The organism is Rhabdochlamydiaceae symbiont of Dictyostelium giganteum, from assembly GCF_964291045.1.
Taxonomy (GTDB): domain Bacteria; phylum Chlamydiota; class Chlamydiia; order Chlamydiales; family Rhabdochlamydiaceae; genus PALSA-1444.
In genome coordinates this window covers 1,552,994-1,578,330 of record NZ_OZ197277.1, presented here as the reverse complement: position 1 = coordinate 1,578,330, position 25,337 = coordinate 1,552,994, and the positions used below count along the sequence as shown (strand labels likewise).

Sequence of the window (25,337 nt, the reverse complement as noted above, 5' to 3'; positions counted from 1 at the left end):
GATCGATAAATAAAAAAAATATTAAAAAATTCTTAATTTAATTGAAAATAAAGCTTGTTTTTTATAGTTTTTAAAGTCAAAGAAAATTTAACTTTAAGGATTTATCATGAGTTTATCTCCATTAAAAGGGTCATCTCTTCGCTCACATTCTGGACGTATCTCTCCCTCTCAACATGTTTCTGTCCCTGAAGGATCTATCCTCCAACCTGAGCTTACCCTTGCTCAAATTGCCCTTCAATCAGCTCAGCAAGCAAGGCTTCAAAAGCTCTTTCATGCTTGCGGGATGACTCCTCATTCTTTTGATCTGAGGAGGGTCACAGATCCGCAAGGGGATAAACAAGGGGTTTCACACCTCTTTCGCCATATTTTTACACACTATACGAAGATTGAGTGGGGAAAAGTGGATCATAATTTCCTTTTAACTCTTCAAGATGCAGAAGGGATGAATCTTTTTTTTGCAGCCATTAGAGACAATCAAGATGGACTAATAGACCATCTTTTACAAGGGGCGCCGCAAGAGTGTATTATGCGTTTAAAAGATACCTCTCATAGAACAGCGCCTCATATCGCGATCTTCTATGGAAGAGATCTCATTCTTGAAAAACTACTTGCCTATTGTTCTGATTTAGCGTGGTATCAACAAGCTGACTGCTATAACTTAACGCCGCTTCAATGGGGGATTCATGAAGGAAGATATTTTGCTGTGGAGAAACTTTTAGACTTGGGACTTATGCATCAAACATGGGAGCTTCCGCATTTAAGTGTAGAGCTCCTAGCCCTTGCAGTCACTTCTTTACATCAAGAAATTCTTTTGCAGCTTTTAAGACATCACACCTTTGACTCTGCTTTTCTTAAAACACCTATTCCTGGATTTGGAAATCTTCTGCATCTTGCCATTCATTTAAATCAGCCCGTGATGCTAGAGGTTCTTTTAGAAGCTAGCGGAGTACATCTTCAAGAGTTTTTGAATATGAAAGACCCTGTAGGAAGAACGCCTCTTCAACTAGCTGCGTTTTTGGGAGATATCTGGGCTATGCATCAAATCATTGTTGCAGGAGATCTCACCCATCATCAAGAAATAGGAGGGTTTAAGACAGCCCTTCACTTTGCAGCTCAGGGAGAAAAAGCTGAAGCGATTACTTTTCTTCGTGCATTAGGATTAGATGCTTCGGTGATAGATGCACAAGGTAAAACGCCCCTTGCCTATTTATATGATTATCAATCTTTTCCCCCTGCTGTCTATGCCTGTATCCAGGCAATCCATGTAGCTGTTACAGGAAGTAAAACTCCCTTAGATTTTAATCCGGCCAAAGGAAGAGCGCCTCTTAATCTGATTTTGACGGGGAATGAAAGAGATAAAGAGGCTTTGATAACCGAGATGCAAAGGCTTGAGGCTCAAGATCTTCTTAAAGGGGTTCAAAGAGTCTCTGGCACGGGTATGGGAAGCGTGGGTGCAGCTCTTCTTGCTTTAGGAGGGACAGCTAAGATGGTTGAAGATTTACCATTTTACTCTTTAGAAGATCTTTTAGTGATTCGGAAAGAGAGGACTTCAGAGACTCTTGAAGGGGCTTATCACGTAGAGCATGAGAAAAATAGCATATCTGCAGGGATTTTACGGCAAAATCTAGAGAGTTGGATCAGTGAAGTTACAGGTGTTCATGAGTTTACATTAGGAGATCTAAGAGAGTGCGTTAATAAAAAGCCTCACCAATATAAACATCTGCATTTCCTGATTTTTAGCCTTAAAACACGGGAGCATATCCATGTGAGTTCTGAAAATTCGTGGGATCAAGAGCTCATCGTAGCAGATCTGATGACTGTAGCGCTCGCTTCTTCTTTAGGGATAGAGTCTATTAGCTTATCTCGAAGAAATGCCTTCAGGAAGAGGGTTTTAGATAAATTGTACGGAGAGTGTAGATCCGCTTCTATAGATAAGCCATTGGGAGACATATTTGAGACACTTCTTTATCAAGAGGACTGTTATTTTGTTGGAAAACATCTCAATCAAAGAACAAAATTTGTTCAAATAGATAGATCTTTCGCCAAAGATAAGAACCATCCTTTATGCGTGGAATCTACTTTCTCTCATGCCTCCTTCATGGATTTAGAACATTTCCCTTCTTCTCATCCACATCGTAGAGAAGATGGGGTTTTTGAAGAAAGAAGACCCTTCTTACAGAAATCTTCTGAAAGCTATTTAACAAAATATTATACTCCTAAGAAGTATGAACTATTTATCAATAATCATATCAATGCTAAAGGAGATTTAAAGCACCAAAGATCTATATCTTTAAAAACATTGCCTTTAAGTTCTTCTCAATTGATCAGCCGGTTAAAAGAGCTTAAAGAATTAGAAATTGCTTTTCAAACATCTAATAAAGTGGCTCTAGTGGGATATGTAGGTGTGGGGAAAAAAACGCTTGCAATGGAATATGCCAAAAGCCTTAGTGAAGATCATCTCACGTATTTTATCAGCGGTAAAAGTGTTCAAGAAGTTAAAGAAGAGATCGCTTGGCTAGAGAAGCTATGGGGAAGAAGTTCTTTTGACATGACAAGGAAGCTAGATTTCATGAGCGTAAAATTGAAGCGGTTAGGAATGAAAGCTCTTATTGTGATCTCAGATATCCAAGATGAGGCTACTTTAATTGAGATCATTGCGCTCTCCTTAGCTTACCCTCACTTTAAGTTATTAATCACAAAACAGACAGCTGGTATGGAAGTCCAGAGTGGATTCAAACCTATTTTAATGACCCCCTTTTCTCAAGAAGAAGGGCTAGCTTATTTTCTGAAGAGAGCGCATATTTCCTCCCATGAAGGGAAAATAGCTAAGATGCTTTTAGAAGAGGTAGGATCTCTTCCCTCCACCTTAAAACATATCGTTAAGTATGTCGCTGAGAAAAAAATATCGCTTCACAGCTATAAAGCAGCGATTCAAACATTTAAAGGAGAAGCATCCTTAAAATCCCAAGGCAAAGATCTTCCTCCCTTGATGACTTTGCATGCCTTAACCCATATGATTGAGCAGATTGAGGGAGGAGCATTTGCTGCTCCTCTTCTTGAATTCATGGTCTTTTTAGGAGAAAAAGAAATTCCCTTTTTACTCATCAAAGCTTGGATGGAAGAGGTGTATCCTGAAGAAACAACATATGCACTTCAAGGAGTCCTTCAAATTTTTCAGACTCACTCCTTGCTTGAGGAGCATTATAGTGCCATACAGGGGAGCGTTTATGCCCATATTGATTTAACCATTAAAGCAGCGATTCAAGGTGAGCTAAGTGTTGAAAGAACAAAGCAGATAGGTATTCACGCTTGGAAAAGTTTAGACCGTGTGATGAGAGAGATGAGAAAAAATCAGTTAATAGGAGATTTTACTCCAAATCCAAGACTACAAAGCGCTTATAAAGATAATATTTTAAAAATTTATCATACAAAAGAGGTGTATAACATTCTGAATTTAGAAGAGAGGGCGCAGCTCCTCAGTCATTTAGGATGGCTATTTTCCTCTTTACAACCTAGACATTTAGGGACTCCTTACATTGAAGAGGGACTCCAAATGGAAAAGAGTTTGGGAGAGGAGTCTCAAGCATTCGCAGAGCTTTTGCATTTGAAAGCAGAGTATTACAACACTCCTGCAAACTATTCGCAAGTCATCGATTGGTTGCAAAAATCTATTGCTATAAAGCTTAAGCTTTTTGGAGATACTTCTCTTGAATTATTAGAAAGTAAGAGCTTACTCCTTCCTATACTTATAGGGTTATCTAAACATGAAGAAGCCCTCTCTCTTGGATTACAAGTCTTGAAGAATCAAAAAATACTCTTAGGAGAATCTCACCCAGAAACTTTAAAAACGCAGGATTTGATCAGGAATGCGCTTACACGTCTGAAGCGAGATGAAGAGGCGATTAGCTTTGCAAAAGAGGTGTTCTTCAGCCAAAGAAAAGCGTTAGGCAAGATGCATGAAAAGACACTTTACTCTTATCAAACTCTGAGAGAAATTTTATATCGATTAAACCAAAGAGAAGAGTTACTCAAGATTTATCAAGAAAGACTTCTTCATTTAAAAAATGTCATCGGTGAGGAGGACCTGGTCATTTCTTGTTATGATTTAATCATTCAACTTCTTCAGCAACTGAGCCGAAGAGAAGAATCTCTTACATGGGCTGAAGAAAAACTTACTTACTTAATAGCCTGTTTAGGAGAAACTCATGAAAAGACCCTCAAAGGGTATGATGAAGTGATTCAGCTCCTTCAACAATGTAATAAAGTAGAACCTGCCCTTGTTTTTGCTAAAGGGAAATTAGCAAGTTTAAGAGCCGTTTTTGGAGAGGCAGATGTTAAGATACTTTGTCATTATGATCATGTGATCCAGCTTCTTCAGAAGCTTAAACAGAGTGAAGAGGCTCTTATGTTTGCTGAAGAAAAACGGGTTTTATTAAAAAGAAATTTAGATTTTGATCATGAGATGACACTGAGAGGATATGATGCTCCTATTATGATTTTGTGTGAGCTCAAACGGTATGAAGAGGCGCTGGCACTTTCTCAAGAGAGGATGATAGAGAGGAGAAAGAGTTTAGGAAGTCATCACGAAAAACTTCTCGATGACTACCATCTTACCATCCAGTGTTTAAAATTTCTTAAAAAAGAAGAAGAAGCACTCCTGCTAGCAAAAGAGAAGCTCAGCAAATTGAAAGCCCTTTTTGGAGAGACTCATGACAAAACGTTAATAGGATGGGAGGAATGCATCCAGCTTCTTAAGTATTTTAATCGAAAAGAAGAGGCGATTTCTTTAGCGAAAGAAAGGCTGTCTCAAGTGAGAGCGCTCTTAGGAGAGACAGATGCTAAGACATTAAATAGTTATTACTATACCTTTTCTCTCTTAAGAGAGTTAGATTTAAAAGAAGAGGGCCTTTCTTTAGCGAAAGAAAAGCTTGCAAACTTAAAAAATGATTTTAGAAATGTGCCCATGGAAGTCTTTAGATGCTATGATCAGGTTGTAGAACTGCTTAAACAACTGAATCAGAAAGAAGAGATGATTTCTTTTGCAAAAGAAAAACTTATCCATTTAAAAAACCATTTTGGAGAGTCTCATGATGAGACGCTGAACTACATTGAGACATTTACGTATTTATTAAGGCAAGCTGGGAAAATTGAAGAGGCGCTTCGTTTAACCCGGGAGAAATTCACCTTCTTAACAGCTCTATTCGGAGAGAACCACGAGAAAACACTGAACTACATGGAGACATTTACGTATTTATTAAAGCAAGCTGGGAAGAGTGAAGAGGCGCTTTCTCTTGCTGAGAAGAAACTCAGCTATTTAAGACGGGCTTTAGGGGAGACTCATGAAAAAACACTGGGGGCTTATGACGGTGTAATCCAGGGACTGCAGCAACTGGGTCGAAAAGAAGAGGCGCTTAATCTTTCTAAAGAAAAAATCAGGCATTTTAGCAATGCTTTAGGGAAAGATCATGAAAAAACGCTGGGTGCTTATGACGGGGTAATCCAGGGATTACAACAAGTAGGTCAAAAAGAAGAGGCGCTTACGTTTGCAAAGGAAAAGCTTAGGTATTTGAAAAACTCTTTAGGAGAGAGTCATCAGAAAACACTTCAGGGTTATGAAGCCGTGATTTCACTCCTCTTGCAACTAGGCCAAAAAGAAGAGGCACTTACCTTATCAAGAGAAAAGTTTGTGCATTTAAAAAGTTCTCTAGGTGAGGTACATGATCAAACCTTATATTATTATGAACCCTTGATTCAGCAGTTAAAGGGGCTTGCCAAATATGAAGAAGCTCTCATTCTTGCTGAAGAGAAATTGATTCTTCTACGAAAGCATTTTGGAAGAGACCATGAAAAAATACTCCATTATTACGATAGATTGATAGAGCTTCTTCAGCAACTGAATCGAAAAGAAGAGGCACTTACTTTTGCAAGGGAAAAACTGGCAGGGTTTGAGAAATTGTTAGGAGAGACGCATGAGAAGACACTTAGTAGCTATGATCAATTGATTGGGCTACTAGAGAAGCTAAATCAAAAAGAAGAGGCGGCTCTTTTAGCGAAGAAAAAGCTGACACATCTTAAAAATACGTTGGGAGAGACACATAACAAGACGCTACAGTACTCTGATGAATTGATTTGGACTTTAGAGTGCTTAAATCAACATGCAGAAGCACTTTTACTCGCACAAGAACAGCTCACTTACTTCAAAAGCACACTCGGAGAGGCGCATGGCAAGACATTTGAGTTTTATGATAAGGTGATTAGGATATTACAGAGGCTTAAAGAGGGAGATAAAGCTTGTGCATTAGCACAGGAAAAGTTTGACCTTTTAAAAAAGAGTTTTGGAGAAACGCATGAGAAGACACTGGAATACTATCATAGCCTGATTAGGGTATTAAGTGAATTTAACCGGAAAGAAGAGGTGGTCTCCTTGGCTAAAGAAAAGCTTACTCATTTAAAAAAGAGCCTAGGAGAGGCTCATGAAAAGACGCTCAAGGAGTATGATTCTGTGATTGAGCTGTTAGAGCGGAAGGAAGAGGCCGTCATCTTGGGGAGAGAAAAACTCACCCATCTTCAAAATACATTCGGGAAGACACATGATATAACGATGAATTATACCGAGCGATTCATTTGGACACTGCAAATGTGTAAGCGTCACCAAGAGGTACTGGCTCTTAGGCAAGAGAGATTTGCTTATTTAAAAAGCACTCGGGGAGAGGCTCATGAAGAGACGCTTGGTTATTATGACCGCATGATGGACATATTGCAGCAGCTCAATCAAAAGGAAGAGGCGTTCTCTCTTGCAAAAGAAAAACTTGGGCATCTGCAAAGCACGTTGGGAAGAGCGCATGAAAAGACCCTGGGTTATATCGACCAAATGGTTCAGTATTTTTGGCGGCTGAGTAAGCCAGAAGAGAGGCTTTTATTCGCTCAGGAAAAACTCCTACAGCTTCAAAGTACTCTAGGAGAGAGCCATGAAAAGACACTAGAGTATACAGAACAGGTCATTCAAATTCTCCAGCAGTTAAATAAAAAAGAAGAAGCACTGACTTTAGCTCAGGCAAAGCTTACCCATTTAAAAAAGAGTTTGGGAGAGACGCATGAGAAGACACAGAGCTACATAGAGAGTGTCATGTGGATAGCTAGAAACTTCAATCAGAATCAAGAGGCGCTGATTTTAGCTCAGGAAAGGCTTCAGCATTTAAGAAACACATTAGGAGAGAGTCATGAAAAGACCTCAGGGTACTATAGCATCGTTATTCAATTCTTACAGCAATTAGGAAGGAAAGAAGAAGAAACCCTTATGATGCATCAAAAGGCTGCACCGCTCACTTTAGCAAAAGAAAAGCTTTTACATTTAAGAAGCACGCTAGGAGAGGTTCATGAAGAGACACTAAAGTGCTATCAGGAGGTATTTCAATTCTTAGAGAGATTTAGTCAGTATGAAGAGGCGCTCACTTTAGTTAGAGATAAGCTCTTTTATGTCAAAAAGCATTTAGGAAAGAGCCATGAAGAGACATTACAGTGTTATGGTAAAGAAATTCAATTCTTGGTGAGATTAAACCGGCATCAAGAGGCACTCACTTTGGCAAGGGAGAAGCTAGCCCTTGTGAAAAGTCAATTAGGAGAGAGTCATGAGAAGACATTAGAGTGTTATGATGACCTTATTCAGATACTCAATTTTTTAAGGAAGAAAGAGGAGCTGATGCTTGTCCTGCAAGAGAAGCTTTCAAAGTGTAGAACCATTTTTGGAGAAGATCATGAGAAGACACTAGGGTGTTATGAGAGATCCATTCAGATGTTAGAGCAGTTAAATGGGAAAGAAGAAGCGGTGATATTTGCGAAGGCAAGAGTTGAAAACTTAAAACACCAAGGGGGGGTAGCAGAGGATAAGATCTTTCCCCATTATGATAAGCTTGTTCAGCTCTTTAGGGGGATAAAACGGTATGAAGAAGCGCTTCCTTTTGCTCAGGCAAAAGCTGCCTATTTAACAGCTAAATGGGGTGAGACTCACCGTGAGGCATATGGAGGGTATAATCAAATCATGACTATCTTTAAGGGGTTAAACAAGGATGAAGAGGCTCTCACGTTTGCAAAAGAAAAACTTGCTATCTTTAGAAAAGCTCTAGGGGAGGTTCATGAACAAACAATCACCTATTATTATCATGTGATTGATGCATTACACAGGTTAAAACGGTATGAAGAAGCGCTTACTTTAGCGCAAGAGATATTTAAAATACTCAGAAGCACTTTAGGCGAGGATCATCAGGAAACACTCTATTTTTATGATCTTTTCATTAAAAGTTTAAAACTGCTTAACCAATATGAAGAAGCGCTTACTTTAGCAAAAGAGAAACTTACAAAAGAACAGGGGAAGTTGGGAGAAGAAAATAGTTTATACTATTATCGCTCCGTCATTAAGATACTCTGTGCTTTAAACTGGGATGAAGAGGCTCTTCTTCTTCTCAAAGAATGGAAGGCAAAAATGCAACCTCTTTTCGTGAAGAATCATCATGAGGCATCTACTTTATATCGAAAAATGGTAAATAGTGTAAAAAAACTGCACCGACATGATCTAGCCGTGACGCTAGCTCAAGAGCATCTTGCGCAGCTAAAGGCTCAATTAGGAGAGTCTCATACGGCGGTAGCTCAGCAGTTAGAGCAATTAGCAGCTCTTTTAAAAGAGTTTAACCGGTATGAAGAAGCAGAGGCTCTCTTGCCCCCTAAAAAGTAGATACATAACAAAAAAGAACTACTCCTCTTAAGAAAGCACCTTCTTAAGAGGAGTTATTTTATCATTCTCATTAATGGTAAAAATTTATTGCAAAGATGGAGTTAATGGGTGCAGAGGTATTCCGTCCTGCAAGGGGGAGTGAAGATCCTAAAATCATCCCTACATTAGGACTTACGCTATATTCAATTGCAGGAGCCATGACTAAGAGCGCACTAGAAGGAGATGTAGGAGCTGTATTAGGGGGAGAAAATCCTGAAAATGTGGTTTTATTCGTGTAGGTATACATCACATCACACGCAAGCGCTACTTGCTGAGTAAGCTGATATTCAAGACTGCCTGATGTGAGAAAACTAGATCCTGGACGCACTTTACCAACTGTTTCGATGGATCCTCCGTAAACGCTAAGCCCCTTTACAGAAACAGATGTGGATGCAGTATAACTGAAAAATGTTCTCCAGGCAAGATGGTGCCCATTTGAAAGAGTGTGGATATTGGAAAAGACAACGCCTATTTCGGGTGAAAAATCGCCCGAGCCTCCCCCATCTGTTAGATAGGTTAAAGGATTTAAATGATCATACTTTCCAAGCGGAATATTCATCCCCACATGAAGTTTCATCGCAGGTTGCAAAGAGTTTGATATTCCTGGCATGATTTGCAATCCCATGGCAAGAGGGACATCTCCCATCCTCCAGGCATGGAGGCCTTCTCTTGCATGATAGAGTCCCTGGAGCGTTACATCGATATCGATGCCAGGAAGAATACCTCGTTGCATAGAGGCTTGAGTAAGTAGCTGCTGATCTTTAGGGGCGGGGACTCTTTTTCCCTCTCCATTATACATCTTAGACGTTTCAGTCAAATAGACATACGGCTCATAATTTTGATGCCCTTCAGGGACAACATGTCCAGAGGGGGTTAACAGGGGACCGATAAACCAGGCACCCTCTCTTGTATGAGACGGTTTACTTTGCAAAGGAGCTAAAGAAAGAAGAGCTAAGCTCATCCATAAAACGGGATTTCGCATATCGTATTTAAGCCTTTTCTTGAAATGTATTCAGGTTGTTTTAGGAGATCACGGCAAAAGAGTCTAATGGGTCCATCACATACGCTTTACTAAAAAAATTGTCATTAAAAACCGGTCTGCTATGATGTAAACAGCTACTTTGCTCATTGTTAAAAGATCACTCTTTTTCTGCAAGGAATTAAATGAATATTTTAATTACAGGTGTTGCGGGGTTTATTGGCTTTCATTTAGCAAGGCGCCTTGTGCAAGAAGGGCACCATGTCACAGGAATAGATCACTTACAGGCTTCTCATGCTCTTGCATTAAAACGGTCTCGTTTAAAGCTTTTGCAAGATGAGAAGATAAGGTTCATTCAAGGAGATATTCACGATTTTGCTTTGCTTGAAAAAATTGTGTTAGAAGAGAGTATTTCTCATTGTATTCATCTAGCAGCAGAGGCTGGAGTAAGATATAGCCAAATATACCCTCAAAGCGCAGTAGATACTAATATAAGCGGCTTTATCCCTATTTTAGAGCTTATCCGTAAATACCCTCATATCCCGCTCATTTACGCCTCCTCCTCATCTGTTTATGGCCTTAATACCAAAGTCCCTTTTGCAGAAGACGATATTCTATCTTCCCCAGCGCATCTTTACGGCGTGACAAAACAGGCAAATGAGCTCATGGCCTCTACTTATCATCATCTTTACAACATTAAAACAGCAGGGCTCAGGTTTTTTACAGTCTATGGCCCTTGGGGAAGGCCTGATATGGCTTACTACTTTTTTACAGAAAAAATTTTGAAAGAGGAGCCGATCACACTTTATGGTGAAGGGTTGCTAAAGAGAGATTTCACCTACATTGATGATATCATTCAAGGGATAGTAGCTGTTCTAGAGCAAGAGTTTAGCTGTGATATCTTTAATCTTGGCAATCATCAACCAGAAACCGTGTTAACACTTGTGAACCTTTTAGAGAAGAAGCTGAAGAAAAAAAGTGTGATTCATTTTAAAAAAGAAGCACTTGGAGAAGTGCCTGTTACCTATGCAGATCTTACCAAAAGTCAGCAAATTTTAAACTATTTTCCTCAAACCTCTTTAAGTGAGGGGCTAGATCACTTTGTGAAATGGTATTTACACTATAGAGGGTAAGTGATTTAAAGATGCTCTTCTTTAATGGTCCTTTCAAGAAGCTTCTTTACAGCTTCTTGAGGAGACACCTCTTCATACAGAATGGAGTAGACAGCTTCTGTAATAGGAGTTGCAATATGAAACTTTTGGGCAAGCTCCAAAGCAGAGAGACAGGTGTAGACCCCTTCAACTACCATCCCGACCTTTTCTTTGGCCTTATCAATGGAGAGTCCCTCCCCGATCAGTTTTCCAAACTTCGTATTACGGCTATGTTGAGAGAGACACGTACCGCATAAATCCCCAAGACCTGATAACCCATTTAAGGTCTCTTCTTTTGCCCCTTTGGTGACTGAGAGCTTACGGATTTCATGAAGACCTCTTGTCATGATAGCCGCTTTTGTATTATCTCCAAACCCAATCCCATCTGATATCCCGCAGGCAATGGCAATGATGTTTTTCATCGCTCCGCCAAAACAAACGCCATTTAGATCGTGATTGGGATATACTCTAAAAAAAGGAGTTGAAAATAAGGCATGAATTTGAGGGATGAGAAGCGGGTTATAGGCAGAGGCAACAGTTGACGTGGGGAGTTTTTTAATCACCTCTTCTGCATGGCTAGGTCCCGTTAGGCATCCAATTTGATTTTTAAAAGAGAGACCCATCACATCGATTAACACTTCAGGAAGTAAAAGACTAGTCCCTTGTTCAATCCCTTTAGAGGTGAGAATCACCGGAATAAGAAGAGGCCCGCACTTTTGTATTTCTGTAAAGACAGGCCGTATCCCTTGAGTAGTCACTGCCTCAATGAGAATAGTACACCCTTCTAATACCTCTTGAAGAGAGGATGTAAAAGTCACATTGTGAGGCGCTAAGCAGCCAGGGAGTTTAGGGTGTTCACGAGTTTCTTGAAGCTGCTTAATCTTCTCCCTATTCTTACCCCATAATACGATAGGAAGCCCTTTAGAAGCTAAAAGAGAAGCTAAGCTAAAGCCCCATGTGCCAGCACCTAGAAAACCGATTTTCATGATAACCTCTTTGACTCTAACGAAGATGAAAGAAACTAAACTCTATGCGTATCTTCTTTCTGCAAGAAGGGGATAGATCTTTCAAGAGGAGTATAGCATGGAGGGGAGTTAACTGCCCAGAGCTTGGGAGCTCATTTTTTACCCAATCTTTAAAAGACTTTTGTTTCCTTAAGATGACTGAGCAGTTGTTGTACAGAGTCTAATCCATGCTCTCCTGTCTTGTTTTTTAAAGGGGCGTACACCTCTTTCCTTGGGTAAAGAAGAAGGCTTGTCTTTTCACTAGAAGGTAAAATATCAAAGAGAAACTGCTCAAATTTTCCCACCATCCCCTCCGTAAGGGGGTCTTTTTTCAAGCAAAAATGCCAAGGAAGAGAGGCTTTAGACACTTTTCTTGCAAAGGAAAGAGAAAGGGTTAACAGTCCAATATGGGCAAAGTAAGTGTGATTTCTTGCTTCTAAAGGAAGCTCTGAATACTCTTGCACCTGTATCTTTTGATCTTTTAACACAATCACTCCCATCTTTTCATCTGGATGCTTTCTTGTAATCACTTTCAGAGTGACGTCTAATGCATGATGAGTATGGTATCCTAAAAGAATAGGGTCTATGGGATTTGCAAGAAGGTTATCAATCGGAATAATTGAAAGAGCGCTGATTCCTAAAGATTCCCATTTTGCCAAAATGCCTTGTTCTTCTAAGAGTTTAAGCGATGAGCCGTTTCCATTGGGGGCTAAAGCAAGCATTCCATTTTCTCTTAAAAACCAGTTCCCCTCACCGTTAAGTAAGGGAGCTTCTTCTTGAATAATCACCGTAATGCTCTCTCTTACAAGATGAAAGAAGTGATGGGTCTCAAGATAATTCATGATCCAGGGATAGTGGCTTTGGGAGGTTGTAATGGCACATGGAACCGTAATATGAAACTCATGCGAAAGGTGGTACAGTTTTTCAAGATGAATCTGTAAAAGAGTCACTCCTTCATCATTTAGAGGAACAAGCGCTTTAGGAAGAGAAGAGCCCAGCCTACTTCCTTGCCCTCCTGCTAAGATAAGAGAGGCGCACTTTCCTTGCTGAAGAGCTAAGTTGCCAGGACTTTTCCACTTTTCGTGAGCCTCATCTGCTGTTTTAGCAGGTTCTTCAAAAGAGGGGGGAAGGATTTGTTTAGAGAGCGTTCTTTGGAGCTGTAAAAAATCTGGGTCAAGATGTTTAAGAAATTGCTTTTGCTCCTCTTCAGATAAGAGATGAAGCTTTTCAGCTAGATGGAGTTGATCCATATCTCTTAGCCGCTCTTGAATCTGCTGAATGAACATGAAAGAATCTTTTCCTTTTTCCTTTTAAGATAACAGGTGAGGATAAATAACAAAAGAAGAGGAAAAGGGGAAATCAGTTTTTTTAAGTAAAATGAGCTATTGCTAAAAAAGCAATAGATTCTTTATGATACTTAATTCCTTGGCCGGATAGCTCAGTCGGTAGAGCAGAGGACTGAAAATCCTTGTGTCGCTGGTTCGATTCCAGTTCCGGCCAACCTTCTTTAAGAAAAATTCCCAAAACAATACATCCTAGAAAAAAAATAGACAGTGCTTTTAATGCAATAAAAGTGACGATTAAACGTGTGTTTTTACAAGTTTGTAGATAGCTTCTGTTAAAGGCTTAATGCCTTCTTTTTGAAGCGCAGAAATCGGGAAGAAATGGGTATTAGGATACGCCTCTTTAAACCGTGCAATGTGTTCTTTAGACTCTTCAATATCTGTTTTATTAAGAGCCACAAGATAAGGTTTATTTAAGAGCTCTGGATTATAGGCTCTAAGCTCTTCTTGAAGAATGCGGAAATCCTCAAGAGGATCTCTCTCTTCAATCCCAGAAGAGTCAACAACATAAATGAGCACGGCAGATCTTTCAATGTGTCTTAAAAATTCAAAGCCAAGGCCACGGTCTTTATGTGCCCCTTCAATAATACCTGGAATGTCTGCCACAAGAACTTTTTCTTGTTCAGGATAGTAGATGTAGCTTAAGTTAGGAAAAAGTGTCGTGAAAGGATAAGCTCCAATCTTCACTTCAACGTGTGTCATCGCTGACATGAGAGATGATTTTCCCGCATTCGGCATTCCGACAAGACCGACATCAGCAATCAGTTTGAGTTCAAGCTCAACTTCTAGAGATTCACCGAGTGTTCCCTCTGTGCAAATGTAGGGAGCTTGATTGGTAGGAGTTTTGAAGTTGTTGTTCCCTTTTCCGCCTCTTCCCCCTTTACACATGAGCTCAGATCTTGATTGCTCAACAAAGTCGTAGAGGACTTCTCCTGTGTTAACATCTTTCACTAAAGTGCCAGGAGGGATTTTAACGATAATGTCTTCACCGCTTTTCCCTTTGCAGAGATTAGCGCCGCCTGGTTGCCCATTTTTGGCTTTAATGATACGGTGATTACGGTGATGTTCTAAAGAGACAACTTGAGGGTCAACTTCCAGGTAGATCGATCCACCTTTACCGCCGTCACCCCCGCAAGGTCCACCTTTGGGGACAAATTTTTCCCGGCGCCAAGCAATCACTCCGTTGCCTCCACGGCCCGCTATGAGCGAGAGCTTGACTTTGTCGGTGAACATAAATTATAGATGATCCAATTAAGTGTTGTCTGAAGGGAGAGGGAGAACAGAAACAAAAGTTTTAAGACCTTTTCTGTAAGTGACGATTCCGTCAATGAGTGAGAAAATGGTGTCATCTCTTCCAACAGCGACATTCTTCGCAGGAGACCATTTTGTTCCGCGTTGTCTAACAATAATGCTTCCAGTTGTCACAAATTGACCGCCTGATGCTTTAATGCCGAGGCGCTTGGATTTAGAGTCTCTGCCGTTACGGCTTGATCCTTGACCTTTCTTATGTGCCATACGTTAGTTACCCCACAATCTCTGTAATTTTAATACGGTGATATTTCTGACGGTGTCCTACTTTTCTGCGGATACCTTTACGTTGTTTGTATTTAAACGCGATCTCTTTAGGCCCTTTAGCCTCCATTAAGAGTTCTGCTCTAACAACAGATTGATCAACATAAGGAGCTCCAACCTTGACATCTTTCCCATCATTGAAAAAGAGTACTTGAGTGAACTCAACGATTTGACCTTTTTCAGCTTGTAGAAGCTCTACATCAATAATATCGTCTTTTTCAACACGATACTGTTTTCCACCTGTTTCAATGATAGCGTACATTTTTAACCTCAAAAATACTCAAAGTAGGAGTTATACTACTGGATTTAATGCTTTCCTTGCAATAGCTCTTTCTCGCTTGACCCAAGAATTCTCTCTTTGATCTGTAGCGACTGTTATGAAAAGAAAAGTCCAAAGGGAAAATTTACCATGGAAAAGGGAATATTTTCAATCAAGAAAGAGTCACTGTTGAAGAGGTGCTACCGCTTTTTTTCTTAAGGCCATGATAAATGAGGTGTAAAGTGTAGGCAATCGCTGAAATGAGCGCTATGGTGGCGCCTGGTGGCAAGTTAAAGAAAAAGGAGATGGCAAGCCCTGTCGTTGTGAAGATCAGCCCGCACACAATCGATCCTAGCATCATGGCTGAGAGCTTATGAAAAAACTGATTAGCAATTGCTGGTGGAATGGTGAGCATCGAAATCACGAGGATTGACCCTACAACTTGAATCAAGATGACAACAGATATGGCGACAAGATTGAGAAGGAGAAGATAGTAGAAAGTGACAGGAATACCCCTTAGCTCAGATTCAACTTCATCAAAGCAAACCGCTTGAAATTTTTGATGAAAGATGAGCGCAATGAGGATCACAACAGCTGTTAGCCCTCCTAAAAGAAGGAGATCTTTCTGAGAGACCCAAAGTATGTTCCCAAAGAGAAAATTCATGAGCTCCACATTATAGCCAGGAGTGAGTGAAATAAAGATGACGCCAAGCGCCATCCCGGTAGACCATATGGCTGCAATAATGGTGTCTTCTCGTTCTTGATACCGTAAATGAATCCACCCAATTAAAAGTGCTGATAAGATGGCAGCTAAAAGAGCTCCTTCCAAAGGATCAAGAAATGTCCACCCATAAGATCTCTTAAGCCATAAGAAAAATCCCATTCCTCCCAGCACGGAGTGAGCGATGCTTCCTGTAATAAAGACAATACGTTTAACAACCACATACGATCCAATGATGCCTCCTGTGATGGAGGAGGCAAGCCCTGCTAAGAAAGAAGAAATCAAAAAAGGGAACACAAGAAAAATATTAAACATGCGCTAGCCTTTAGAGCTTAAGGGTAAATGATAAAGACCATGGACAAAATGGTGGCACAGCTCTTCATGCGTATAAGAAGTGACATCACCGTACACAGATAAGAACCTGTCAACATACGGCATGGTTTTAGGAAGATCGTGTGTCACCATGACAATCGTTAACTTTCCTTTTAGCTCTTGGAGTAGCTCATGAAACTGCAGCTGGGCTGCAAAGTCAATATTGGCTGTTGCTTCATCCAAAAAGAGATACTCTCTATGTCCCATTAAAGCTCTTGCAATAAGAACTCTTTGCGCTTGCCCACCTGATAAAGAACCAAAGGGAGCTTCAGCTAGATGCGTAAGACCCACTTTATTTAACATGTCCCACGCTTTATCAAGAGCGTCTATAGGGTAAGAGCGTAAATAGGAAGGGGTAAGAGCTCCCATTTTGACCACATCAATGGCTGTGATAGGAAACTGAGGATCAAAAGATGATCTTTGAGGGACATATCCCATCACAGACCGTTTTTTTTGCGGGGGAGCGCCTTCAATGCATAAAGAGCCTGAAGAAGGAGTTAAAAATCCCATGAGGAGTTTAAGAAGCGTGGTTTTTCCTCCGCCATTAGGCCCAAAAATGGCAATGCATTCCCCTTGTTTAATATCAAAGGAAACATGGTGAAGTAGAGGCGTTTCTGTGTATTGAAACGCCAAATTTTTCGCTTGAATGGTCATAATTTTTCTTGGATTAAATCAGAGAGGCGCTCAAGCATACTAAAATAATGAGGGGAATAAGGGTCAATCTCTTCACAAGTAAGACTCAGCTTTTCCCCAATCAGTGTCGCTCCTTTAGAAGAGTACTGAGGCTCTATAATGATAAACGGGATGAGTTTTGCGTGATCGACTTGCATCAGCATTGCAATATCTTGAGGAAGCGGGTCTTTCCCTTCAATTTCAATCGAGATTTGATGAAGGTGATACCGGTTGCAAAAATACCCAAATGCTGGATGTGAGACCATTAAGGAGTACCCTTTAAAAGGAGTCAGTTTTGCAGCAAGTTCACGATCTAGCTGACTTAGCTTTTCTATCATAGAGGCGGCATTTTGCTCAATTTGCCTTTTCATATGAGGGAAATGGGGAATTAAATGATCCCGTATATCTCCTACTTGCTCAGCTAAAAGAGTGGGATCCATCCACAGGTGAAGATCTTTTTCTTCATGATGGTGATGATGCCCATGGTGGTGATGCGCCTCTTCACAAAGCATCTTTTTGCCCTCTGATAAGTTGATGATATCAACGCCATACCCTTCAAGAAAGCTCACCATTTTAGCTTCAATGGACTCACCAATTCGAAACCAAACTTTAGCCTCTGTAAAATGCCGGATTTGATCAGGTTTTGGCTCATATGTATGAGGGTCAGATCCTGGAGGAACGAGAACTTGAACATCAATCAGATGATCTGTCAACGTTTCTACAACGGCTGCATAAACAGGAATTGTCACTAATATGGATGATTGAGAAGGTTTGATTTCTCTAGAACAGGAAGAAAGGACAACACAGAATAAAGCAAGTAAGCTTAATAAAAAGGTTTTCATGAGAGCTATCATCATAGCTTACATGATCACAATCTTGCTAATCATTTTCTTCAAAAGACCCCTCTTTTTCGCGGGATAAGAAGGAAGAGATTCATAAAAGAAAAAAGATCTTATCAAGAAAAAATAGATGTTTTTTCTTGGATGCAGCCAATTTTCTCCTCTTGTATGTTAATACCTAATCAAGTAGCATGAATATTCTTTTTGGAGGAGTGTTCGAGTGGCCGATGGAGCCCGCTTGGAAAGCGTGTATACGTGAAAACGTATCGTGGGTTCGAATCCCACCTCCTCCGCCATTGTAACCAGTTCGAACCCTTGGCATCCTCTATGAGAGGAGCTCAGCTGATATTCAATAAGTCTCTTTTTTCATATAAATCTTATCTTCAACGTTGATATAAAGTACGTAAAAACAATTTGCGATCATAAGTCACTCTCAAAATGTATATTTTCAATGATTTTCCATTTTTGACACCGTGGATGCCCTATCTTTGATATATAAGAAGCAAGCGGTATATAAGATAGATTATGAGAAGAAACATAGTGTGAGAGCACATCAAGGATAGGCTTCTTGATAGTGTCATCCATCACCTCTATTTTTTCTATGAGATAACCTAATCGCTGTAATTGATACTTTTCACCCAAATTTTCAGCAACCTCTATCAACTTGTGAACATGAATGCTTTCTATGAGCTCAGATAAAACAGTTGCAGTATTATTCATGCCTCCTGCGTATCTTGGAAATTTAAGCAAATCAAGTGCGATGAGTTCTGGTTTTGCAACTTTTAAATAACCACTACTTACAATAAAATCTTGGACAGGGAAGAGATCTAAAGATTTTTTGTAAATCAGTTGTATGTAGATTCTACCAAATTTTAATGAGTGCTTAATACGCTGAGAAGTAACAACTTGAAAAACCATGGGCTTTTGATGAGAAGCCCCGTAAAACCCTGCTGCACTCAGTAGTGCTACGTAATACTTTGCCTGAAGGTGCTTCATCATTAGAGGGATTAATTCCTCAGCTGGAATAGAGCCATAAGGCTTACACTCAGGAGGGACAATAACATAGAGCCCGCTAACCGGACTTATCAATTTTCCACCCTTTTTTAGCCTGTATAAGCCAGCTCTTGTAGCAGTTGAAGAAAGATTAAGATCATGCATGATCTCTTGAGAGGTGAAACATCTCTTTCCTCTAGATTGTAATTTTTCAAGATACTTTGCAAACATACCATGTCCTAAAAGTGATGAAATTCGTCACTTTTAGGACATATTGCATCTTAAGTTTCCTCAAGTCAAGAGCTGATATTTGCTGGATAACATAAGGCCTCCCTTGCAAAAACTTCTATTCTTAGCAATTTGAGCTGTAAGACATCCTATAGAGGCGCAAACGATGATGTATATAGAGTTTTTATTAAAAAAGAGATTTGTGATTTCATTACTCTTTAAAATGGGAGAATTTATATGGCAAGTAGACTAACAAAAGATGCTGATTTGATAAAATTTAAGCAGGATGTAGATTTAAAGCAGCTTGCAGTCGGAATCAAAAAATCTTTTATAGATGCTCATGAGCACAAACCGCTATCTCGAACTATCTATCCTTCTTGGTTTCTTCTCTATTCTCTTTTATGCGGATATCTATCGGATGCAAATAGTGTAGAGGATCTTGCAGATTTTATAGATTGCCGCATTGACTGGTTAAACACCTTAGTGCAAGAGCGATTCTCAGCTCCTTCTTATCACACATTAAAGTGGATTCTAGCCCATGTGCCTCCTTCTATCTTTCAACACATCTTGAAACAGTGGATGATGTATATTCCAGAGGAGTTAAGAAGTCAGCTCTCAATGACCCCTGGGAAGCAGCATAAAGGGTCTTTGGGGGGAAGGGTGATGCATCTTGTACAACTTTTTGCAGCTGAAAATCGGCTTATTCTTGAGCATGCTCTTATTCATCCAGGAGCTGAGAGTGATATTTTAGATGCCCTCATGGAAGATGTGACGATTTCAAAGTCCATTATTTTTACAGGAGCTCTCTTGACAAAAAATTCTTTGGAGAAAGTTCTTCAGCGTCAAGCAAACTATTTGATCTTGGTTCAAGACAATGCCTCTCCTTTCTATCAAGCAGCCCAAGGTCTTTTCAAACAGGCTCATCAACAGCGCCTGACTGTAGATGGCTGTAGGGTTTCTCAAAATAAGGGAAGTCAAGGCTCTTGGTTAAGAGAGGTGACTTTGTATACAGAACTTTCCTTAACATCTTTGAAAGAGCATTGGCCTGAGCTTAAAAGCATGGCTCATGTAAAAAGTGAAAGGAATATTCAAGGGGAAAAGAGGGTTAAAACAGCGTATTATTTTTCAAGCTGCGAGCTTACTGCAGAAGAATTTTCTGATCTGACACGAGACCCAGAGGAAATAGACACTTCTCTTCATTGGGCATTAGATGTCATTTTTCAAGAAGAAGATTTTGAAGCGCAAGCTGATTCCATGGAGCAGAGCGCACTATCAATAGAGTTTAACCAAGCAATCTACGCTCGCTGGGGGGTAGACATGACGGATATGCACTGGCTATTTGATAGGATGCAAGTCGATTTATTTGATCCAGGAGCTGGATTTACCGCTTCAAATATAGCTTTTTTAAAACGGATATCCATGAGTTTGATTAAAGCGCTAGATCCTAAAAGAGGATACACTAAGGCAAGGCGATGTTGCCGCCTTGAGCCTAGATATCTTAGATGACACCAAGACTTTTTAGGCTGTTTCCCTGCTTAGTAGCTCTATAAATCTTGAGCTTTGAAGGCGCGTGGCTAAAAATAGCTTCTGTTATTTTAAGTTTGACAGATTAAAGTTTTGCAGTATGATGATGACATAATTTTGATTCACCAGGGGTGCTTTTTAGCAAACGAAGTTTGCTGTAAAGGCTGAGAAATACCCTTATAACCTGCTCGGGATAATGCCTGCGGAGGGAGAGTGAAGTATGAAAGTCTTTGGTAGATCTTTTTTATAGATCTGCTCTCTGCTTTCGTATCTTCCTCTATCCCTAAAATATGAGGAAGAATATGAAAGATCACTGCCCGCGTTTAATGCTCATCACAAATAAAGGGGGTTCTTCTACATCCTCTTACCTTGAGCTTATTGAATCTTATGTCAAATCAGGTGTCACTTCTGTACAGCTAAGAGAAAAATCTTTATCTAAAGAAGAACTCCTCTCTTTTGGCACCTCTTTAAAAAATCTCTTAGATTTATATCACATCCCGTTAATCATCAATGATCATATCGATCTTTGTCTTAAACTGAACGCCTCAGGAGTGCATTTAGGGCAGTCTGATGAAGAGATTCTTAGAGCAAGAGCTATCTTAGGTCCAGATAAAATCATTGGGCTAAGTGTGAATACAGTTGTACAAGTCAAAGAGGCGAACTTACTCCCATTAAGTTACATCGGGGTAGGAGCCATTTTTCCCACAATAAGTAAATTAAATGTTGAAACAATTTGGGGCTTAAAAGGCCTAAGAGAAGTAGCTGCAATCGCTTTACATCCCATTGTTGCCCTAGGGGGTATTAATGAAAGTAATGCTCACTCTGTCATTTGTTCTGGAGCTTTTGGCATTGCAGCGATTAGAGCGTTTCATCACACGGTAAGTCCGCATCAAACAGCTACGCAGTTAATGAATAATATCCATGGAGAAAAATCATGATCCATCAAATGGAAGAGGCGCTTTATCAGCTAAGAGTAAAAAAGCCCTTAATTTTAAATCTCACAAATCATGTGACTACAGATTTTGTAGCCAATGCGCAACTAGCCCTTGGAGCGCTTCCTATCATGAGCGCCTTAGAAGAAGAGCTTGAAGAGCTCATTAGAGTGTCTTCTGCAGTGTATATCAACATAGGGACGCTAGATACGCCTTTTATGACGCTTGTGAAAAAAGCGCTTGAGGTGGGATGTCAGTACAATAAACCAATAATTCTTGATCCTGTAGGAGCCGGCGCTACAAAAATGAGAAAAGAGGCAGCTCAGCTCATTGCTCCCTTTTCTACCATCCTAAGGGGAAATGCCAGTGAAATCCTTGCCTTAGGGGATGCTTCTTTTACCGCAAAAGGTGTTGAATCGGCCCATATGCCAAGTGATGCAAAAGATATAGCTTCTCTTTTAGCTCTTCAGTATCAAACTACAGTGATTGTAAGCGGCCCTGTTGATTTAATCACAGAGGGTCATGTCTCAAGAGAAGTGAGGCATGGATCTTCTTTAATGCAGCAAGTAACAGGGATGGGGTGCGCTATGACAGCCGTTATTGCAGCATTTAGAGCCATCCAAGAAGACTCTTTTACAGCAAGTGTGATAGGGGCTTACTACTTTGCGCTATGCGGAGAGATAGCCTCTCTTCATCACAGCTATGCAGGTTCATTTAAAACAGCTTTGATTGATCAATTACATAAAGCGGACTTTGCGCTCATGCAAACGCTTTATGATCAGGGGGCTCAAGATGTTTAAAGAAGAGAGTAGATCAAGGGATTTACTTATAGGAGCCTGCCTTCATGAAATATAAATGCTTATCGATCGCAGGATTTGATGGCTCTGGAGGAGCTGGTATCCAAGCTGATTTGAAAACGTTTTCTGCAACAGGATCTTACGGTATGACCGTGTTAACAGCTCTTCCTGTGCAAAACACCTGCGGTGTTAGAAAGTGTTATGATATTCCTCTTCCATGTATTCAAGAGCAGCTTGAGGTAATCTTTGAAGATATCAGGCCTGATGCCATTAAAATCGGGATGCTCTTCTCTGCTGACATTATTCAATTAGTGGCTAGATTTTTAAAAGATCATGCAAGAGATATACCTATGATCCTCGATCCTGTCATGGTTGCAAAAAGCGGTGACCTCTTACTTCAAGAAGAAGCTGTGGATGTTTTAAAAAGAGATCTCATCCCTCTTGTGGGTTTAATAACCCCTAACTTACCAGAAGCTAGATGTTTAGTCCCTGGAGTCAAAGGGGATAAAAAAGAGCTCGCTGATCAACTCCTAAATCTTGGCTGTAAAGCTGTCCTCTTAAAAGGGGGACATGAAGAGGGTGAAACATCTAATGATCTATTGATCAGTCATGAAGAAGAAGTAGTCTTATCTTCTCCTAGAATTTCTTCTAAAAATACGCATGGAACAGGATGTACACTCTCTGCTGCGATTACAAGTTATACCTCTCAAGGGTTTTCACTCCTGGAGGCGTGTCAAAAAGCGAAGAACTATTTATTTAATGCAATACTTTGTAGCAAAGATAGAAGCGTTGGAAAAGAAAATGGTCCTGTGCACCATTTTCACCATTTATGGAAATATTTATAACGGAGTTTATACAATGAAAAAATTATCAGAAATCGCCTGGGAAAAATGTCTCTTTGCGGTAGAGGCCATTAAAGAGCACCCTTTTAATACAGAGCTTGCAGAGGGGTCACTAGATAGAGCAAAATTTAGTTACTATATCGAGCAAGATGCTCTTTATTTACAAGATTTTGCAAGAAGCTTTGCTCTCATTGTCGCAAGAGGGCCTGTTAAGTTCATGAAAGACTTTTTATCTTTTGCAGAGTTTGCCTTCATCGCTGAGCAAGAAGTGGTACACCATTTTTTCCGCGAAACATTTCATATTCAAGAAACCCATCAGTTAACACCTGCAACTCTTGCTTACACAAGTTATCTTTTACGGATGAGCTCTACAGCATCTGTAGAAGTTGCCATTGCTGCCATTTTACCTTGCTTTTGGGTTTATAAAGTTGTGGGGGAGTGGGTTGCAAAAAACAGTGTAGTGTCTTCTCAAAACCCTTATTTAAGATGGATAGAGACATACTCTAGCCAAGAATTTAGTGGTTTTGTTGGTAGAGCTATTGATATTTTTGATGAAGTGGCCATCTCTGCCTCAGATACAGTACGTGAAGAAATGGTAGAGGCATTTTATAAAAGCACCATTCTTGAATGGCATTTTTGGAATGATGCGTATAACCAAACTGTCTTTGATACCTTGATCTAAGAAGGTTATACCGCTCTTCCTTGATTCTTGATGAAAAGGAAGAGCGTAGCCATTTTCTAGAGGGTCTCTACAAGAGAGAAGGCTTTATTTTTCGATCTCTTCATAGTGTCTCAAGTTTAAAGATAGTCATGTAGTCCGCTTAAAAATGAAAGATATGAGAGAAGCTAGAGGGGGGTAAGAGTAGAAGCTAAGTTACGCCTCTTCTCTAGAAAACGGCTCTGTACCCTCTTCTAAAATCGTTAAATAGTTACGGTAGACATATACTTTATCACGTGCTTTCCCAGTTACCTCTTCTAAAATACCAAGAGCTGTAAGGTGATTTAATGCACTTCTGGCTGTTGGGGGCGTCATATGAAGCGCCTTTGCAATCACAGAAACAGATACTTGAGGAAGTCTTTTCATATATTTAAGGATCTCTTGGCAGGAAAATCTGATTCTTCCTAACGTTTCAATTTTTTGAAAATCTTGTGTAAAAAGAGCATTAATTTGTTCTATGGTTTTTATCGCTTGCTCAGCAGATAGGTGTATCCCTTTGAGGAAAAACTCTAGCCATGTTTCCCATGATCCATAGAGTCTCACTTCTTGGAGGAGTGCATAATACGTAGAGCGGTTTTGCTTAAGATATAGGCTAAGATATAAAATAGGAGCATCTAGCATGCCCCCTTCACATAAAAGAAGCGTGATCAATAACCTGCCCACTCTTCCATTTCCATCTAAAAAGGGGTGCAGTGTTTCAAATTGAACATGAACAAGCCCTGCTTTAATTAAAAGGGGGATGCTGTCATCATGGAGAAAGTTTTCGAAATCGGTAAGACAATCTGCTAGGTGAGTGATGGGAGGGGGAACAAAAAGGGCACCCCTTAGTCTTGTCCCTCCAATCCAATTTTGTGAACGTCTAAATTCTCCAGGGAGTTTATCTGTCCCTCTAGTCCCTGAAAGGAGTACACCATGTATTTCTTTAAGAAGGTTAAGTGATAGAGGAAAATCTTCTTTTAAACACCTAAGCCCATATTCAAGGGCTTTAACATAGTAAGACACTTCTTCCACATCTTCAAGAGATACTTCTGATTTCAAATGATGTTCAAACAGCAGTAAATCTAAAAAATTACTTTGACTACCTTCAATTTGGCTTGAAAGAAGCGCTTCTTTACGCACATACATGTAAATAAAGAGGGGTGTATTTGGAACCAGTTTATGTATGCTATTTAACCCGGCTAAAGCAAGAGTTGCTTTTTCAAGGTAAGGGTACAGTCTACTGAGATCTAAAGTAGGGCTAGGTGGGAGGTTTGGAGGAACATAAGCCTGATAAGATTCTCCAGGGATTTTCTGGATAACGTAGGTTCCTATTCTCTCATTCATTAGGGATCTTTTCTTAAGATTGATTTATAAGAAAAGATAACCTCCTTATCTTTTCTTATTCAAGTCAATTAAGAAAAAATATGATGTTATCTTTTCTTAGTGAGAAGGCATTAAGAAAAGATAGGGTTTCATTTTTTCTTAAAGGGCGAACCTTAAGAAAAGATAAGAGGGATTGTTGGGAATATCTTGGATTTTTCCTGTTTAAAAAAGGGGCTTCATGCATTTAATCCATTTATTGATCAATATTCCGAATAAAATGATTGAATATCGATAAAAAATGTTAATATGCAAATTATATTTG

18 protein-coding genes, 2 tRNA genes and 1 riboswitch are annotated in these 25,337 nt (G+C 39.9%); of the genes, 9 read left to right on the top strand and 11 right to left on the bottom strand.

The genetic code is table 11. The annotated features are described in order from the left end of the window. Nucleotides 1-106 precede the first annotated feature (106 nt). On the top strand, nucleotides 107-8,728 hold the full coding sequence (locus ACI7T6_RS05725) for a tetratricopeptide repeat protein (protein ID WP_404665421.1): 8,622 nt from the start codon (nucleotides 107-109) through the stop codon (nucleotides 8,726-8,728). Between the two features lie 70 nt (nucleotides 8,729-8,798). On the opposite strand, the gene ACI7T6_RS05720 is transcribed toward ACI7T6_RS05725, so the two are convergent. After that, the gene (locus ACI7T6_RS05720; protein WP_404665420.1) at nucleotides 8,799-9,749 is read right to left on the bottom strand and encodes a transporter; all 951 of its coding nucleotides are present in this window, start codon (nucleotides 9,747-9,749) and stop codon (nucleotides 8,799-8,801) included. Between the two features lie 182 nt (nucleotides 9,750-9,931). Here ACI7T6_RS05720 and ACI7T6_RS05715 point away from each other — a divergent pair, with 182 nt between their 5' ends. After that, complete coding sequence (locus ACI7T6_RS05715) at nucleotides 9,932-10,879, top strand: NAD-dependent epimerase/dehydratase family protein (protein WP_404665419.1); 948 nt, start codon at nucleotides 9,932-9,934, stop codon at nucleotides 10,877-10,879. A 5-nt stretch (nucleotides 10,880-10,884) separates the two neighbouring features. On the opposite strand, the gene ACI7T6_RS05710 is transcribed toward ACI7T6_RS05715, so the two are convergent. Both ACI7T6_RS05710 and ACI7T6_RS05705 read right to left on the bottom strand, forming a co-directional pair. Further along, entirely contained in the window at nucleotides 10,885-11,883 is a 999-nt protein-coding gene (locus ACI7T6_RS05710; protein ID WP_404665418.1) for an NAD(P)H-dependent glycerol-3-phosphate dehydrogenase, read from the bottom strand. 149 nt (nucleotides 11,884-12,032) lie between these two features. Beyond that, nucleotides 12,033-13,187 carry a UTP--glucose-1-phosphate uridylyltransferase gene (locus ACI7T6_RS05705; protein WP_404665417.1) on the bottom strand — a complete coding sequence of 385 codons (1,155 nt, stop codon included), beginning with the start codon at nucleotides 13,185-13,187 and terminating at the stop codon, nucleotides 12,033-12,035. 141 nt (nucleotides 13,188-13,328) lie between these two features. Between ACI7T6_RS05705 and ACI7T6_RS05700 the strand changes: the two genes are divergently transcribed. Continuing rightward, nucleotides 13,329-13,401, top strand: a tRNA-Phe gene (locus tag ACI7T6_RS05700). Between the two features lie 80 nt (nucleotides 13,402-13,481). Here the strand turns inward: ACI7T6_RS05700 and obgE are convergent. From obgE to ACI7T6_RS05670, 6 genes are all read right to left on the bottom strand, one after another. Then, entirely contained in the window at nucleotides 13,482-14,477 is a 996-nt protein-coding gene (obgE, locus tag ACI7T6_RS05695; protein ID WP_404665416.1) for a GTPase ObgE, read from the bottom strand. A gap of 18 nt (nucleotides 14,478-14,495) precedes the next feature. Continuing rightward, on the bottom strand, nucleotides 14,496-14,759 hold the full coding sequence (rpmA, locus tag ACI7T6_RS05690; RefSeq protein ID WP_404665415.1) for a 50S ribosomal protein L27: 264 nt from the start codon (nucleotides 14,757-14,759) through the stop codon (nucleotides 14,496-14,498). Nucleotides 14,760-14,766: 7 nt separating this feature from the next. Continuing rightward, nucleotides 14,767-15,078 carry a 50S ribosomal protein L21 gene (gene rplU, locus ACI7T6_RS05685; protein WP_404665414.1) on the bottom strand — a complete coding sequence of 104 codons (312 nt, stop codon included), beginning with the start codon at nucleotides 15,076-15,078 and terminating at the stop codon, nucleotides 14,767-14,769. Between the two features lie 169 nt (nucleotides 15,079-15,247). After that, nucleotides 15,248-16,111 carry a metal ABC transporter permease gene (locus ACI7T6_RS05680; RefSeq protein ID WP_404665413.1) on the bottom strand — a complete coding sequence of 288 codons (864 nt, stop codon included), beginning with the start codon at nucleotides 16,109-16,111 and terminating at the stop codon, nucleotides 15,248-15,250. 3 nt (nucleotides 16,112-16,114) lie between these two features. Next, a complete protein-coding gene (locus tag ACI7T6_RS05675; protein WP_404665412.1) occupies nucleotides 16,115-16,822 on the bottom strand; it encodes a metal ABC transporter ATP-binding protein in 708 nt (235 codons plus the stop codon). Then, a complete protein-coding gene (locus ACI7T6_RS05670) occupies nucleotides 16,819-17,682 on the bottom strand; it encodes a metal ABC transporter substrate-binding protein (RefSeq protein ID WP_404665411.1) in 864 nt (287 codons plus the stop codon). The genes ACI7T6_RS05675 and ACI7T6_RS05670 overlap by 4 nt, the downstream gene beginning before the upstream one ends. A gap of 203 nt (nucleotides 17,683-17,885) precedes the next feature. On the opposite strand from ACI7T6_RS05670, the gene ACI7T6_RS05665 reads away from it, so the two are divergent. Continuing rightward, nucleotides 17,886-17,975, top strand: a tRNA-Ser gene (locus ACI7T6_RS05665). Between the two features lie 124 nt (nucleotides 17,976-18,099). Here the strand turns inward: ACI7T6_RS05665 and ACI7T6_RS05660 are convergent. After that, the gene (locus ACI7T6_RS05660; protein WP_404665410.1) at nucleotides 18,100-18,903 is read right to left on the bottom strand and encodes a type IV toxin-antitoxin system AbiEi family antitoxin; all 804 of its coding nucleotides are present in this window, start codon (nucleotides 18,901-18,903) and stop codon (nucleotides 18,100-18,102) included. A gap of 234 nt (nucleotides 18,904-19,137) precedes the next feature. Between ACI7T6_RS05660 and ACI7T6_RS05655 the strand changes: the two genes are divergently transcribed. From ACI7T6_RS05655 to tenA, 5 genes are all read left to right on the top strand, one after another. Next, complete coding sequence (locus ACI7T6_RS05655; protein ID WP_404665409.1) at nucleotides 19,138-20,406, top strand: ISAs1 family transposase; 1,269 nt, start codon at nucleotides 19,138-19,140, stop codon at nucleotides 20,404-20,406. Between the two features lie 135 nt (nucleotides 20,407-20,541). Beyond that, nucleotides 20,542-20,653: riboswitch (TPP riboswitch) on the top strand. A gap of 73 nt (nucleotides 20,654-20,726) precedes the next feature. Continuing rightward, the gene (thiE, locus tag ACI7T6_RS05650) at nucleotides 20,727-21,362 is read left to right on the top strand and encodes a thiamine phosphate synthase (protein ID WP_404665408.1); all 636 of its coding nucleotides are present in this window, start codon (nucleotides 20,727-20,729) and stop codon (nucleotides 21,360-21,362) included. Further along, nucleotides 21,359-22,156, top strand: a complete 798-nt coding sequence (thiM, locus tag ACI7T6_RS05645) for a hydroxyethylthiazole kinase (protein ID WP_404665407.1) — start codon at nucleotides 21,359-21,361, stop codon at nucleotides 22,154-22,156. The genes thiE and thiM overlap by 4 nt, the downstream gene beginning before the upstream one ends. A gap of 44 nt (nucleotides 22,157-22,200) precedes the next feature. Next, nucleotides 22,201-22,998, top strand: a complete 798-nt coding sequence (gene thiD, locus ACI7T6_RS05640) for a bifunctional hydroxymethylpyrimidine kinase/phosphomethylpyrimidine kinase (RefSeq protein ID WP_404665406.1) — start codon at nucleotides 22,201-22,203, stop codon at nucleotides 22,996-22,998. Between the two features lie 13 nt (nucleotides 22,999-23,011). Beyond that, entirely contained in the window at nucleotides 23,012-23,677 is a 666-nt protein-coding gene (gene tenA, locus ACI7T6_RS05635) for a thiaminase II (RefSeq protein ID WP_404665405.1), read from the top strand. A gap of 192 nt (nucleotides 23,678-23,869) precedes the next feature. Here tenA and ACI7T6_RS05630 read toward each other — a convergent pair whose 3' ends face one another. Continuing rightward, nucleotides 23,870-25,036, bottom strand: coding sequence for a Fic family protein (locus ACI7T6_RS05630; RefSeq protein ID WP_404665404.1), 1,167 nt, complete (start codon nucleotides 25,034-25,036; stop codon nucleotides 23,870-23,872). Between the last annotated feature and the right edge of the window lie 301 nt (nucleotides 25,037-25,337).